The organism is Pseudomonas sp. TH08 (assembly GCF_016651275.1).
Lineage (GTDB): Bacteria > Pseudomonadota > Gammaproteobacteria > Pseudomonadales > Pseudomonadaceae > Aquipseudomonas.
On the sequence record NZ_JAEKEE010000002.1, the window covers coordinates 719,117 to 733,317 of the forward strand.

The following is a 14,201-nucleotide window of genomic DNA, read 5'->3' on the forward strand; positions in this document are numbered from 1 at the left end:
ATGAAGTTTGTTCAAGCGCGCTGCCACAGTTGCGTGACAGTTTGATGAAGAGTGCCGAGCGGTCAGCACGGCGATAACTATCTACCGCCATGCTCGGCCGCTTTCCCCGTTGAATGGCTCAGGACCGGAGCGCATCCGCCGCTCCCCACCGCGAGCCGTTAACCATGCCCGATCGATTATTGTTAAATGCCCCCGCCCTTGAGCCGCCCGCCCAGTCAACGGCAGCGCGCTTGCCGGCCCACCACGACGAAGGTTTACTGCTGAATGCCGCTCATCGATGGCGAGAAAGCTGCGAGGCGTTGCATCAATTGTTTGCCGATGTGCCTACCGCACGGGACACGCTTTTACGGGTGCTCAAGCAACAGTTGAATCTGGAGCAAACCGGCGCCGGTCTGCTCTTTGCCGCGCAGGATCCGCGCCCGGAACGCTTCATCCCGATGGTGCAGGTTTGTGCTTTTGTCTTTCAGCAGCCACTGGCCAAGATTGCCGTGGAGGCATCCTGTCGGGTCACCGGCCTCTCCACCGCCCACGCCTTGTTCGGCCTGACGCCGGCGCAATTGCTTGCGCGGCTCAAGACATTGCCCATCGAACAAGCCCTGCAGACGCGCTGGAATACCTATTGGGATGCCCGCACGCCGGGCAGCCCGGTATCGCGCCGCGAACGCGCCAGCCAGTTGTACCGCGAACATCTCGACGCGACCGCGCAGCTCGCGTTCGCCCAGCGCAGCCTGACCGCCGAACAATTGCTCGCGCTCGCCACGCTACAGGAGGCCAGCGCCGCCACACCCGCCATCACCACCGAGCAACTGTCGCTGGTGCTGAGCAATGGCAGCAAGGTCAAATTGCCCGCTGCCTGGGTCATCAGTTTCGGTACCGAGGCGCCGGTCAGCCAGTGGTTGTACCTGCCGCTGCGGCCTGAGGCGTTCCAGGTATTTGCCCAACGTCAGGACCTTGAGAGCTGGCTGTCGACGCAATCGTTGGTGCCCACCGGCCTGCCGCACACCGACCTGCACTTTGAATACACCGGCAGAAACCTGCCATTGACCGCAGGCATGACCGACCTGCTGGCTCACCTGTACAAAGCCCAGTTCGATGCGCTGCGCAATGGCAGTGTCGGCAAAGCGAACCTGTACGAACAGGCCAGCCAGGCTCTCGACAACGTCGATCAGACCGATCACCAGCGCAATACCGGCGCGGTGTTTGCCTTTCCGCCAACGCTCGACAACGTCGTGGTCGAGCCTGAGCAACAGGCCCTGTTCGGAAGTCTGTACGCCGACATCCCCTGGCCCCTGCGCCAGGCAGCGCTCAACCGGCAACGCGACGCGCTCGAAACACTACTCGACGGTGCCGATACCAACACCGCCCTGCAACCGTTCAAGCAAACACACGAGACGCTGGAAGCCGCCGAGCAAGCCGCTGACAAGGCCGCTACGGCATTGCTGGGCCGGCCGCGCGCCCTCGACCTGGCGACGTTCAACCGTGAATTCACCGCCCTGCACCAGGCGCACAAAAGCGGTTTGCAAGCCGAAGCCGACTTGCAAGGGCTGCTGAGCCAATTGAGCGAGACCGAGCGAGACCGGATCAAGGCCCTGCTCGAAACTCCACAAAACCCCGGCGCCGAGCATGTCGCGGCCAGCCTGGTCCTGTCGTCCCATGAGCAGGGCGCCGACAACCCGGCCCCCGCTGAACTCAATGGCCCGTTTGTGATGACCCACCCGCAGGCACTGCTTGATCGGGAGTCGCCGCACAGCGTGTTGCTGTACTGGCCAGGCAACGGCGGTGGTCTGCAACGTTTCGCCAATCGGCGGGTGCTGGAACAGCAGGTGTTCAAGATTGCCGGGCAGGACGCTGCACTTGCCTTGCAACTGAAAAAATCAGCGGTGATCCGCTGCAGCATGGCCTCAGTCAACTGACCAGCGACTTCGACGAACAGGCCGGTCTCCTGCGTTCACGTTTTGCCGATGCCAGTACAAAAAACCAGTACGACGAACAACTCGCCGCCCTGCGCCAGCGCAGTCTCGGTGCGTTACAGGTGCCGGTAAACGCCGCTCGCAGCCTGGCGTTCACGCAGGTGCTGGAGCAAGCAAACAGCGGCACGCTGGCAGACGTCCTGCCGGACTGGCTCGCCAGGCTCAGCACGGCAGACCGCAGCGCGCTCAAGCAACTGATCGAGGCGTTCCTCCTCGCGATGCAGCGCAGCCATGAGCAACTGACCCTCGCCCTGCAACCACGGGACGACTTCACGCGCACACATCTGCATGAGCGACTGCGCAAGGACTTCGCGCTCAAGGGCAGCTTCGAGATCACCCTCGACCTGCCTGACTCGGTAAAAATGGTCAAACGCTACAAACCCGCCCCCGGCCACTCGGGTTATGAACTGGTGCCGGAGCCCAGTGCCACCCGCAGCAAAATGCCGCTGGTGGAACTGGCCCAACTGAACATCGACAACACGCCATCGATGCAGCTCGAACCGCTTTCGCTGCGCCTGACGTACATGCGGGTGGAGGTCAGCGCAAGCGATGCGGTCGAGGCTGAAACCTTGAAAAAGGTCTCACCCTGACCTGGCTGAAACGTGTACTGCCAGAGCTCGATCTGCCCCTGGCCTACGAAAAACGCATTCGCGAGGCGTTCACCGGTGCGCCCGACGAGTCGACTTTCGTCAGAGAGCATCGCCGCGAATGCCTGGTCGAATCCTGGCGCGCAATGCTCAAACTGCAAGGTGAATTCGCCCGTCTGCAAAATCACATCAGCCAAGACGAATTGCAGATCCTCAGCATCGCCACGGATGCCAACACCGCGCAAGCCTGGCAAGCCGAGCGCAAACGCATCGTTATCCGTCCGGCGTATCTGAGCGTCGGTGGCGCGGACACGCCCAATGAAGGTGCCGTCACCCTGTCCGGCGTGACCTTCATTGAAGAGCAGGTCAGCGGCATCACCCTGCTATATCTGCCCGACAGTCCCGACGACCGTTTTCTGCGGCGTTACGACAACCTCGAATCGGCGCGCATGGCGTTGTACAAAATGTGCATGCAGGACAGCTGGATCCGCTATCTGGCCGGCCGCGCCTTGCAGGGTAACGTCAGGGCGCATGAGAGCCGGCTCAACGAGGCCGTGCTCAAGCACTTCGACGCGATCATCGGCGTCGGCGAGCGCTGGCCGCCCGGCACCTCGTTCGCCACGCACTTGCTGGATGCGCACATGGGACGGCTGATCGAAGCCCATCGCGGCACCTCGCGCTCCAACGATGCGCTGTACATGGAACGCTATGCGCTGAAGGGACCGCGCGCGTTCAATTACCTGAAAATGGCGATCGGCCTGCTGCCCTTCATCGGCACCGCCATTGCCGTTTACGATGCCTGGACGGCGGCCAACCAGTCAGTGGCCGCGTTTTTACGTGGCGACATCGGTGAGGGTTTGGCCGAACTGGAATCGGTCCTGCTGTCATTGATCGACGCGGCCATGGATCTGCTGCCCGGTGAACTGGCGTTTTCGGCCGTGTCGCGCGCGGCTCGCTCGGTGACCCGCGCACGCCAGATGCGCGTATTGCTCAGAACCACGGCAGCGCTGCAGAACACGTCACGGCGTCAGGCTCGACATCTCGCGGCGCGCTTCTCGGGTTACGAATATGAAAAACCGATTTCCCTCGCTGGCCTGCAACCGGGCACCGACGGCCTGTATCGCGGCATCTACCGGCATGCCGACGGCGATTTCATTGTGCGTCAGGGGCGGATCTTCGAGGTGCAGCGCAGTAATGACTCACGTAACTGGCGCTTGCGCGGCACCCGCAAGGCCACCTACAAGCAACCGGTGGCGCTCAACGACAACGGCGAGTGGGACACCTGGTTCGGCGTTTACGGCAGTACCTTCGAGGGCGGCGGCCTGGGAGGCGGAAACGTCATCGGGCATCTGGCCGATACGCTTGATCCGATCTGGCCGCAGGCGATTCGTCAACGACTGCCGCGCTGGTGGGTAGACCGCAATTTTCGCCGTCATCACCTGCTGACCGCGCTCGCCGATGACCTTTCCGAACAACTCGAAATCCGCGGCGGAAACAGCGACGTGACGTTAAACCGCTATGCCAGTGCGAAAACCGATGAGGCACGCCAGGCCCTCATACCTGCCGCTGAAGCCGCCGCCATCGGTGACATTGAAATCGCAATCCGGCGTTACCAGACATTGCTTGAACTGGAACCGCTGACCCACGGCAACAAGCGTCGCGCCTTGATCGAGATGCAAAGCGGTACAGCCGCCGTATTGACAGATCGGTACGCACGCCGCGCGATCCACAACTCGCACAGCACCTCGCCGTTGATCACCCGGATCGAGGCACTGAACAAGCAACTGGATGAACTGCCGCAAGACGCCCTCGTACAACGCCTGACGCTGATGGAAGAACGCCGCCAGCTGCGCCTCGAATACCTGCGCAAACTGGATCAGATGGAGGTGCTCAGAGTTGACGTCAACCATTGGTACGAGCGCATTCGCATCGCGGCGGACAAAAAAGTAGTGGCCAGCCTTGTCGATGACCTGAACGCCAAACACAGTACTTTTCTCCTGAGTTTTCAGAAAACCTATCAACGCCTTGAGGCGGTGCAGCGCGCCGGTAGCATCGGCGATGCTTCATGGCTTTATCTGCTGGGGCAGGCGCGCAGACTGCGGGAAAAAGTCGCCCGTGCGCTCAACACTCACCACGACCTGTTGAGCGCCAACGTCACCCGGGTACAGCGCGATGCCATTCTTCAGGACTGCGTCGATACGTACGCGCAGTTTGCCCGCGAGATGAAGGTCTGGACCGCCAGCTACCCGCAATATTTCCATGAGGAACTGATCGAGCCGCTGATGTCCGGGTTCGAAAAACTCGGCGAACAGGCGCGCAAAAGCATTAGCAACCCCGTACATGCCGCGCCGCCGGCCGGAGAGATCAATCGCAAGGTCTTTCCCACCGAAGACGATCAATGGCTGATCGGTGTGGAAAAATGGGACAAGAAAAACAACAAGCATCAGTACGAGATGCACAGCGGGGAAATCTGGGAACAGACCGCCAGCGGCAAATATCGCCTGTCGAGTCCTGCGGCCGCAACACCGGCGCCGCCGCCGTTGAGTCTGTCGACACTGGTGGCCGAAGCGCGCAAACGCCTGGACTCGCAAGCGGCTTACCGGGCCCGGGTCGATTCCTACGCCGATCAGGACATGTTGCCGGTCGACCTTGAGCACATGCTGGTGAGCGAGGCCGCCGAGCTGAATCTGCGCGCCGACCGTATCGCCAACATCGCGCCGCAGAATCCGGTCATTACGCAACTGCGCAACAAAGCCACTGAATTGATCGCCAGTGGTCGTGCCCTGCGCACCCGTCAGTCACTGACCACGAAATCGCCCACCGACGGCATGCTGCTCGACCTGATCGAACAGCACGCGGTGGAAATCCGCAAAGTCCAGCCCCTGAAAAACATCAGCAAGCGAGGCGCCCGAAAGGACTACCTGCAGGAATATGAAATCTGGGATCTGACCCTGATACCCAGTGAGCTGCTGTGGTATGCCCACTTCCATTACACCCGCGCAACGCCGGTAATGCGCGTATTCGAAAAAGCCCATCTGAAACTGCCCGAGCACCGGTTTTCGACCCGTGCCGACGATCCCGATCTGCCGACTGCCGATATCGGCAGACAGTCGGCAGTGCTGGAGTATTTCGAGGCGCTTTGAACGTTAAAAAAGCAAAAACCCGCTGAGCCTTTGGGCTCAGCGGGTTCGTTGTATCAATGGACAGAGCGCAGGTTTACGCCAGTTGACTGCGCAACTGTCGTGCAGCGGTCACCATGTGTACCAACGCTGCTTCGGTTTCCGGCCAGCCGCGGGTTTTCAGGCCGCAGTCCGGGTTGACCCACAGGCGCTCGGCTGGAATGCGTTTGGAGGCCTTGCGCAGCAAGTTGGCCATTTCCGATGCATCCGGAATGCGTGGCGAGTGAATGTCGTAGACGCCCGGGCCGATTTCGTTCGGGTAAGCGAAGGCTTCGAAAGCGTCGAGCAACTCCATGTCCGAACGCGACGTTTCGATGGTGATCACGTCGGCATCCATCGCCGCGATGGACTCGATCACATCGTTGAACTCGCTGTAGCACATGTGTGTATGGATCTGCGTTTCGTCACGCACACCGCTGGCGCACAGACGGAACACTTCGGTCGCCCAGTCCAGGTAATGCTGCCACTGCGCCTGACGCAACGGCAGACCTTCACGGAACGCCGCTTCATCGATCTGTACGATCTTGATGCCGACGGCTTCCAGGTCAACCACTTCGTCACGGATTGCCAGCGCCAGTTGTCGAGCCTGCACTTCACGGCTGACATCTTCACGCGGGAACGACCACATCAGCATCGTCACCGGACCGGTCAGCATGCCTTTCATGACCTTGTCGGTCAGGCCCTGGGCGTAGCGGATCCACTCGACGGTCATGGCTTTCGGACGGCTCAAGTCGCCGAAGATCACTGCCGGTTTCACACAACGCGAACCGTAGCTTTGCACCCAACCGAAACGGGTGAACACGTAACCGTCGAGTTGCTCGGCGAAGTACTCGACCATGTCGTTGCGTTCGGCTTCACCGTGCACCAGCACGTCGAGGCCCAGGCGCTCCTGGATTTCCACCGCGTGGCGGATCTCGCTGTGCATCGCCTCGGTGTATTCGGCGGCGCTCAGCTTGCCTTGCTTGAACGATTGGCGTGCCAGACGAATCGACGCGGTTTGCGGGAAAGAACCGATGGTCGTGGTCGGGAACAGCGGCAGATCCAGCCCGGCGCGCTGCTTGGCGATTCGCTTTGCAAACGGCGATTGACGCTGACTGTCGTTGGCGGTGATCGCGGCAACACGCGCCTGAACGGCGGGTTTGTGAATACGTGGCGACGCAGCGCGAGCAGCCTGCACCGAACGGCTTTCGGTCAATGCGCGGAGCACTTTAGGCGCTTCCGGTTCGTTGACGGCGTGCGCCAGAACAGCCACTTCTTCGCACTTCTGCACAGCGAACGCCAGCCAGCTCTTCAGCTCGGCATCGAGTTTATCTTCACGCCCCAGATCCACCGGGCTGTGCAGCAGCGAGCAGGACGGCGCGACCCACAGGCGATCACCCAAACGCTCATGAGCGTGCTGCAAAGTGGCCAAGGCATTCTCCAGATCGCAGCGCCAGACGTTACGGCCGTTGACCACACCCAGCGACAACACTTTATAAGCTGGCAAGCGATCAAGAATGGTCGGGTATTGTTCCGGTGCACGCACCAGATCGATGTGCAGACCGTCGACTGGCAGGTTCGCCGCCAGGCCGAGGTTTTCTTCCAGGCCACCGAAGTAAGTGGCGAGCAGCTTCTTCAGCGGCGAATACTGGAGGATGTGATAAGCGCGCTCGAAGGCACTTTTCCACGCTAGCGGCAAGTCGAGGGTAAGGATCGGTTCATCGATCTGCACCCACTCCACACCTTGGGCAGCGAGGCGGCCGAGGATTTCGTTGTACACCGGCAGCAAGCGTTCAAGCAGATCGAGTTTGTCGAACTCGTCGCCTTTGGCCTTGCCCAGCCACAGGTAAGTCAGCGGGCCGATGATCACCGGCTTGACGTTGTGCCCCAGCGCCCGCGCTTCTTCGACTTCGTCGAACAACTGTTCCCAGCTCAGCTTGAACGGCTGGTCAGCGGTGAATTCCGGGACGAGGTAGTGGTAGTTGGTATCGAACCACTTGGTCAGCTCTTGGGCGTACTGAGTCTTGCCGTGTTCGCCGCCGCAGCAGCCTGCCGTCGCGCCGCGCGCCATGGCGAACAGGGTGTCGAGGCTCGGCTGGCCGTGTTCGTCGCGCACGCCGTCAAAACGTTCCGGGATGACGCCGAAGGTCAGCGAATGAGTCAGCACCTGGTCGTACCAGGCGAAATCGCCGACCGGCAGCAAGTCGATGCCGGCGTCTTTCTGCAACTGCCAGTGGGCGGCGCGCAGATCACGGCCAACCTTGTTCAGGGCAGCCTGATCGAGATCGCCTTTCCAGTAGGCTTCGAGGGCTTTTTTCAGTTCGCGGTCGGCGCCGATGCGCGGAAAACCAAGGGTGTGGGCCACGGCCATGTCGAATGTGCTCCATTGGGTAAAAGATGGCGCCATTGTCGACAGCCCCGCCAACATGAGACAAACTCACCACCATCGCTGAATCAGCAAATTTTTTTCATGGAGCCATCGGTGCTTGAGATCCGCCACTTGAAAACCCTTCATGCCCTGCGTGAAGCCGACAGCCTCGTCGACGCGGCTGATCGCCTGCACCTGACGCAATCGGCGCTGTCTCACCAGTTCAAGGAACTGGAAGAGCGCATGGGCATGCAACTGTTCGTGCGCAAGACCAAACCGGTGCGTTTCACCAGCGCCGGTTTGCGTCTGCTGCAACTGGCCGATGCGACCCTGCCGCTGCTGCGCGCCGCCGAGCGTGACATCAGTCGTCTGGCCGGTGGCACGGCCGGGCGTCTGCACATGGCGATCGAATGCCACAGTTGCTTTCAGTGGCTGATGCCGACCATCGACCAGTTCCGCGATGCCTGGCCTGAGGTTGAACTCGATCTGGCCTCGGGTTTTTCCTTTGCACCGCTGCCGGCATTGGCGCGGGGCGATCTGGATCTGGTGGTGACCTCCGACCCGCTGGAAATTGCCGGCATCACCTATGTGCCGCTGTTTACCTACGAGGCGATGCTGGCGGTGGCGAACCAACATGCGTTGGCGAGCAAGCCGTACATCGTGCCGGAAGACTTGCTCACGGAAACGCTGATCACCTATCCGGTGGAACGCGACCGGCTGGACATCTTCACGCGCTTCCTTGAACCGGCGGATATCGAACCGGCGCAGGTGCGTACATCCGAGCTGACGGTAATGATGATGCAACTGGTCGCCAGCGGTCGTGGCGTGTGTGGCATGCCGCACTGGGCGCTGCACGAATACAGCTCGCGCGGGTACGTGAAGGGCAAGCGGCTAGGGGAAAAAGGTCTGTTCGCCACGCTGTATGCCGGCATTCGCGCGGACATGCTCGATGCGCCGTACATGCGCGATTTCCTGCTGACGGCGAAGGACACTTCGTTCTCGACACTCGATGGTGTCAGTGCAGTTCGCTAAAACCCAAATCAAAAGATCGCAGCCTTCGGCAACTCCTACAGGATGGATGTGCACGCACGTTCTGTGTAGGAGCTGCCGCAGGCTGCGATCTTTTGATCTTATGTGTTGGCGAGCTCACGCCACATATGGATTTTGTCGAAGTAGTCTTCACCGACGCGCACGGCCAGTGGTTCGAGGCCGAACTGGATAAATCCGCAGCGTTGGTAGAGGTTGAATGCCGCGTCGTTGCCAGCGGTGACCGTCAGTTGAAGCAATTGCAGCGCCGGACGGTTTCGCGCCTCGGCAATGACCGCTTGCACCAACTCGTGACCGAGACCGTGCTGGCGAAAATCCGCCGACACATACATCCCGAACAACGTGGCTTTATGCCGAGCCTTTTCCCGAGGCTCGAGCGCCAGCCCCACAATCCCGGCCAGCGTGCCGCCCTCGAATGCGCCCAGCACCACATCCAGTTTGCTGGTCAGCCGCGCCTCCCACCAGCTCAACGGCATCACCGCGCGCTCACGCACGCTGGAGGTGAACGCCTGCGGATGGCGGTCATACGCTTCGAGCATCAACTCCCGATAAGCCAGGGCATGACTGGCGTCCAGCCGTTCGATCCACATGGTCAAGCCGTCCTGCGTTGCTCAAGCATCAGCCGTACAGCGAGGCCGCCGAGGACAAACCCCATGAAGTAACGCTGCATCGCCAACCACGTCGGATTACGCACGAACCACGAAGCGATCCCCGCGGCGAACAACGCGATCAACAGATTGACGGTGAAACTGACGCTGATCTGCGTCAGCCCGAGAATGATGCTTTGGGTGAACACCGAGCCGTGTTCCGGCGTGATGAACTGCGGAAACACCGAGAGATAAAACACCGCGATCTTCGGGTTCAGTGCGCTGGTGAGAAAGCCCATGGTGATCAGTTTGCGCGAGGAATCCGGCGGTAATTGCTGCGCCTCGAACGGCGAGCGCGCACCGGGTTTCACCGCTTGCCAGGCCAGCCACAACAGGTACAGCGCGCCGGCCCACTTCAATACTTCATACGCCATCGGCACCGCGAGGAACACCGCCGTCAAACCCGCGGCGGCTGCAAACATGTGCACAAAGAACCCCGCGACCACGCCAAGCAACGAGGTCACCCCGGCCTTGCGCCCCTGACAGATCGAACGCGAGATCAGGTAGATCATGTTCGGCCCCGGCGTCAGCACCATCAGCAACGCCGCGGCGGCGAATATCAGCAAGTCTTGAAGCGGGATCATGGCAACGTCCTTTGCATGGATGATCAGGCGATGGCGGTCAGCGAGGCTCGATAAAACGGCAGGATCACGTCCTGTGTCAATGGCGCCAGTTCAATAGCAGGATCAGTGGCCGGGTCGATCCAGATCACTTCTTCGATTTCAGCAGCCGGAGTGACTTGCGCGTCGATGGTCAGCTGAAAGATCTCGGCCTGTACGACAAAACCCGGTTCGTTGGCGGCAGGTGCGGAGAACTGACCCAAGAAGGTCGCCTGCGCTGGATCGATCTGCAGATCCAGTTCTTCTTCCAGCTCTCGGGCCAAGGCATGCACCGGTAATTCATGCGCTTCAATTTTGCCGCCCGGTTGCATGAATGCAGTGGTGCCGCGTTTGCGAACCAGCAGGGTTTGGCCGTTCGCGTTAAGCAGCAGAGCAGCGGCGATGCGGATGATGCGGGCAGACGTCAACATAGCGAAAAACCTTAGGCGCAAAAGCCGCAAGCATCACACGTCCCCTGCCGAACACCAACCCCATGCAGGATCTGCCGGATCAGGTGGCTTCCTGGAAATCCATCTCCGGCGGCTGGCGACGGAAGCCGCCGGTCAGTACTGCCAGATACACAACACCGATGGCCAGCCAGCTCAGGCCCAGATAAACCGCCAGATGATCCAGACTGACCATCAGCCACAAGTCCGCCACCAGGCCAATGAACGGGAAAATCAAAAACAGCAGCAGTTCGCGCAGCCCCTTCTTTTCACCGCCGATCCAGTAATGAAAGATCACCGACAGATTCACCAGGCTGAACGCCAGGAACGCGCCGAAATTGATGAACGAGGTCGAGGTGGTCACGTCGAGTTTCAGCGCCAGCAACGCCACGACGGCGCAGAGCAGAATGCTGTTGACTGGTGTGCCGAAGCGCGCGTGCAAGGTGCCGAAAAACGACTTCGGCAGCACCCCGTCGCGGCCCATCGCGAACAGCAATCGCGAACCGCTGGCCTGCGCTGAAAGCCCGGACGCAAACTGACCGACGATCAGGCCGATGAGGAAGATCGAAACGAACAGGTCGCCGCCAATATTGCGGGCGATTTCATAGGCCGCCGAGTCGACGCTGTCGAACTGGAACGACGGGTGGGCGATCTGCACGAAGTACGACACGCCGACGAAAATCAGCCCGCCGATCAGGGTGATCAACATGATTGCCCGAGGAATGGTGCGGCGTGGATCGCGGGTCTCTTCGGTCAAGGTGCTGACCGCGTCGAAACCCAGGAACGAATAACAGGCGATCGCCGCACCGCTCATGACCAGCGGCATCTGCATGTCACCGTTGAAGAACGGTTTGATCGACCACAACGGCGTGCTCGCATCACCACCGATGTAGTGCACGCACAGCGCGACGAAGGCGATCAGTACGAGGAACTGCACCAGCATCAGCAAGGCGTTGATGCCATTGGCCAGTTTCAGGCCGATGATGTTGATCGCACTGGTGATGCCGATGAACGCCAGAACCCAGATCCATTGCGGAATCGACGGGAACGCCGAGGCCAGGTACGCGGCGCCGATCAGCCAGATCGCCATCGGCAGAAACAGATAGTCGAGCAGTACTGCCCAACCGGCGATGAAACCGAGTTTCGGGCTGATGGCCTTGCGCACGTAGCTGTAGGCGGAGCCAGCGACAGGGAACGCCGCAGCCATGCGCCCGTAGCTCATTGCAGTGAAAAACATCGCGACCAGCGCCGCCAGATACGCGGCGGGCACCATGCCCGCGGTGGATTGCGCGAGGATGCCGAAGGTGCCGAGAACAATGATCGGCGTCATGTAGGCGATGCCGAACAGCACCACCGACCCTAGCGAAAGGGTGCGTTGCAAACGAGCCATGGACGACTTACTCCGAATTTTATTGGATTTATGGCAGAGCCGAGTTCGGCGAATGTTTCGGGTGTGGTTTTGTTGTTTGGGTGAATCAATCGGGTCGCTAAAAGATCGCAACCTTCGGCAGCTCCTACCTTGGCATGCGTACTCCTGTAGGAGCTGCCGAAGGCTGCGATCTTTTGATTTTCAACGTTGAGGGATCAGCAACTCGCGCCGCCCGCAAGCGTGCTCCACCACCTCCCCCGGCAGCTTCAATCGCTGATCATCCAGATAGCGGTAATCCTTGCGCGCCAGTTCCAACTGGGCAAAATCCAGTTCAACCGTGAACTGCCCTTCCTCGCGCCCCGCCTCGAACAACAGTGTCCCCAGCGGATCCACCAGCGCGCTGCCACCGGCAAACATCAAGCCGTCATCCCCTGCTTCCACGCGATTGACCATCAGCGCGAACGCCTGATTTTCCTGGGCCCGCGCCATGATCGCGGTGCGATGGGTCGAGGCGTAGGGGTCCATGTTGCCGTTGGTCACGATCAGCAATTCGGCACCCAGTTGCGCCAAGGCACGGGCGGTTTCCGGAAACTCGATGTCGTAGCAGATCAGCAGACCGACGCGCACGCCGTTCCACAGACAGGTCGCATAGCGGTCACCCGCCTCGAACACACCGCGATCCGAAGCCCACAAATGCGTCTTGCGATATTTGAGGGCAATGCCTTCGGGGGTGATCAGCAGAGTGGTGTTATAGAACCGACCGCTGTCGTTCTCGGCCATGCCGATCACCACCGCAATGTTGCGTTCGCGGGCGGCGGCCAACACTGCGCTGACGGTCGGGCCATCCACTGGCTCGGATGTTTGCGCAACGGTCGCGGCCGTCGGGAAGCCCATCAGGTGGGTTTCCGGGAACACGATCAGTTGCGTATCGGCAGCGCACGCAGCAATCGCGGCGAGCGCACGTTGGAGGTTGTAAGCCGTGCCATTATCACGGCCCGCCAGTTGGGCGAGTTCGACTTTCATCGGTAATCCTTGTTCTGAGTGCCGGGCGCTGAAAGATTGCCCGGTGGCTGTCTGTGGGCCAGTATGCGCAGCAAGCAACCGGCCAGGGAATCACGCGGCCGGGGTAACCCGATAGGGGTAGATCGATGACACTTTCCTTCAGTGATATCACCTGGCATCGCGCCTTCGGGCAATTGATCGAGGCGCTGGACAAGCCGAATTTCTGGGCACAACTGGTGCGTCTGCTCGACCAGTACATGCCGTTCGATAGCTGGGTGGCGCTGCTGTTCAGCGCCGGGCAGCACCCGCAGGTTTTCGCCGCCAGCCCTGGCGAGGATGGCATTCCCGATCCGTTGTTCGAGGATTATCTGCGCGGGCTGTACTTGCTCGACCCGTTCTATATCGCCAGTCGCGAGCAATCACGTTCGGGATTGTTTCGCCTGTGGGAAGTGGCGCCCGAGCATTTCGAGCTGACCGAGTATTACCAGCGATACTTTCGTCTGAATGTCGTCGCCGACGAAATCCAGTTCAATTGTCAGCTCGAAGGCGATCGAACGTTGTGCCTGTCGCTGGGCAGCAAACAGCGCTTCAGCAGCGAGCAGATCGCCTTGTTATCGTTGATCCAGCCGTGGCTGCTCGCGCTGTTGCGCCAGCGTCTGCCCTATGAACTCAACGAGAGTGTGGCGCCGGCCTCCGCCGATTGGCGGCTGCAACTGGAAACCTCGGTGCAACAACTCAAGGGCGCGCAACTGACCGCCCGCGAGCAGGATGTCGGGCGTTTGATGCTCAGCGGTTGCTCCAGTAAAGAAATCGCCCGTAAGCTGGAAATCTCCGTAGAAACCGTGAAAGTCCATAAGAAACACATGTACAGCAAGCTGGGGATCAAATCCCAGTCCGAGCTGTTTTCGATTTTTCTTCAGGCGCAAAACGCCTGAAACAGCTTTCCTGTGTCGATGGATCCCCTGTGGCGGGGGGATAAATCCCCTCACCACAATAGATGCCATCAAC

11 protein-coding genes are annotated in these 14,201 nt (G+C 60.4%); 5 read left to right on the top strand and 6 right to left on the bottom strand.

The window, feature by feature from the left end:
- Positions 1 to 164 precede the first annotated feature (164 nt).
- The 3 genes from JFT91_RS29570 to JFT91_RS29580 all read left to right on the top strand — a co-directional run bounded on the left by JFT91_RS29570 (position 165) and on the right by JFT91_RS29580 (position 5,700).
- Positions 165 to 1,913: a dermonecrotic toxin domain-containing protein gene (locus JFT91_RS29570; protein WP_242489260.1), complete on the top strand. Its 1,749-nt coding sequence runs from the start codon at positions 165 to 167 to the stop codon at positions 1,911 to 1,913.
- A 119-nt stretch (positions 1,914 to 2,032) separates the two neighbouring features.
- Positions 2,033 to 2,560 (top strand): hypothetical protein, encoded by a 528-nt coding sequence (locus JFT91_RS29575; protein WP_242489261.1) that lies wholly within the window; start codon positions 2,033 to 2,035, stop codon positions 2,558 to 2,560.
- Positions 2,561 to 2,598: 38 nt separating this feature from the next.
- Positions 2,599 to 5,700 (top strand): dermonecrotic toxin domain-containing protein, encoded by a 3,102-nt coding sequence (locus JFT91_RS29580; protein ID WP_347340634.1) that lies wholly within the window; start codon positions 2,599 to 2,601, stop codon positions 5,698 to 5,700.
- A gap of 73 nt (positions 5,701 to 5,773) precedes the next feature.
- Here the strand turns inward: JFT91_RS29580 and metE are convergent, their stop codons facing one another.
- Positions 5,774 to 8,086 carry a 5-methyltetrahydropteroyltriglutamate--homocysteine S-methyltransferase gene (metE, locus tag JFT91_RS12950; protein ID WP_201232579.1) on the bottom strand — a complete coding sequence of 771 codons (2,313 nt, stop codon included), beginning with the start codon at positions 8,084 to 8,086 and terminating at the stop codon, positions 5,774 to 5,776.
- Positions 8,087 to 8,197: 111 nt separating this feature from the next.
- Here metE and metR point away from each other — a divergent pair, with 111 nt between their 5' ends.
- Positions 8,198 to 9,115 carry a transcriptional regulator MetR gene (gene metR, locus JFT91_RS12955; protein ID WP_201228350.1) on the top strand — a complete coding sequence of 306 codons (918 nt, stop codon included), beginning with the start codon at positions 8,198 to 8,200 and terminating at the stop codon, positions 9,113 to 9,115.
- Positions 9,116 to 9,213: 98 nt separating this feature from the next.
- On the opposite strand, the gene JFT91_RS12960 is transcribed toward metR, so the two are convergent.
- The 5 genes from JFT91_RS12960 to JFT91_RS12980 all read right to left on the bottom strand — a co-directional run bounded on the left by JFT91_RS12960 (position 9,214) and on the right by JFT91_RS12980 (position 13,214).
- On the bottom strand, positions 9,214 to 9,720 hold the full coding sequence (locus JFT91_RS12960; protein ID WP_201232580.1) for a GNAT family N-acetyltransferase: 507 nt from the start codon (positions 9,718 to 9,720) through the stop codon (positions 9,214 to 9,216).
- Between the two features lie 2 nt (positions 9,721 to 9,722).
- A complete protein-coding gene (locus JFT91_RS12965; RefSeq protein WP_201232581.1) occupies positions 9,723 to 10,361 on the bottom strand; it encodes a LysE family translocator in 639 nt (212 codons plus the stop codon).
- Positions 10,362 to 10,384: 23 nt separating this feature from the next.
- Entirely contained in the window at positions 10,385 to 10,807 is a 423-nt protein-coding gene (locus tag JFT91_RS12970) for an NUDIX hydrolase (RefSeq protein WP_201232582.1), read from the bottom strand.
- Between the two features lie 79 nt (positions 10,808 to 10,886).
- Positions 10,887 to 12,212 carry an APC family permease gene (locus tag JFT91_RS12975; RefSeq protein WP_201232583.1) on the bottom strand — a complete coding sequence of 442 codons (1,326 nt, stop codon included), beginning with the start codon at positions 12,210 to 12,212 and terminating at the stop codon, positions 10,887 to 10,889.
- Between the two features lie 180 nt (positions 12,213 to 12,392).
- Positions 12,393 to 13,214 carry a carbon-nitrogen hydrolase family protein gene (locus tag JFT91_RS12980; RefSeq protein ID WP_201232584.1) on the bottom strand — a complete coding sequence of 274 codons (822 nt, stop codon included), beginning with the start codon at positions 13,212 to 13,214 and terminating at the stop codon, positions 12,393 to 12,395.
- Between the two features lie 125 nt (positions 13,215 to 13,339).
- Between JFT91_RS12980 and JFT91_RS12985 the strand changes: the two genes are divergently transcribed.
- Entirely contained in the window at positions 13,340 to 14,128 is a 789-nt protein-coding gene (locus JFT91_RS12985; RefSeq protein WP_201232585.1) for a helix-turn-helix transcriptional regulator, read from the top strand.
- The last annotated feature ends 73 nt before the right edge of the window (positions 14,129 to 14,201 follow it).

Excerpts from the sequence above, each read along its gene's own strand:
- JFT91_RS29570 (WP_242489260.1), top strand. The coding sequence starts at position 165 with ATGCCCGATCGATTATTGTTAAATGCCCCCGCCCTTGAGCCGCCCGCC.
- metE (WP_201232579.1), bottom strand. The coding sequence starts at position 8,086 with ATGGCCGTGGCCCACACCCTTGGTTTTCCGCGCATCGGCGCCGACCGC.
- JFT91_RS12960 (WP_201232580.1), bottom strand. The coding sequence starts at position 9,720 with ATGTGGATCGAACGGCTGGACGCCAGTCATGCCCTGGCTTATCGGGAG.
- JFT91_RS12965 (WP_201232581.1), bottom strand. The coding sequence starts at position 10,361 with ATGATCCCGCTTCAAGACTTGCTGATATTCGCCGCCGCGGCGTTGCTG.
- JFT91_RS12970 (WP_201232582.1), bottom strand. The coding sequence starts at position 10,807 with ATGTTGACGTCTGCCCGCATCATCCGCATCGCCGCTGCTCTGCTGCTT.
- JFT91_RS12975 (WP_201232583.1), bottom strand. The coding sequence starts at position 12,212 with ATGGCTCGTTTGCAACGCACCCTTTCGCTAGGGTCGGTGGTGCTGTTC.
- JFT91_RS12980 (WP_201232584.1), bottom strand. The coding sequence starts at position 13,214 with ATGAAAGTCGAACTCGCCCAACTGGCGGGCCGTGATAATGGCACGGCT.
- JFT91_RS12985 (WP_201232585.1), top strand. The coding sequence starts at position 13,340 with ATGACACTTTCCTTCAGTGATATCACCTGGCATCGCGCCTTCGGGCAA.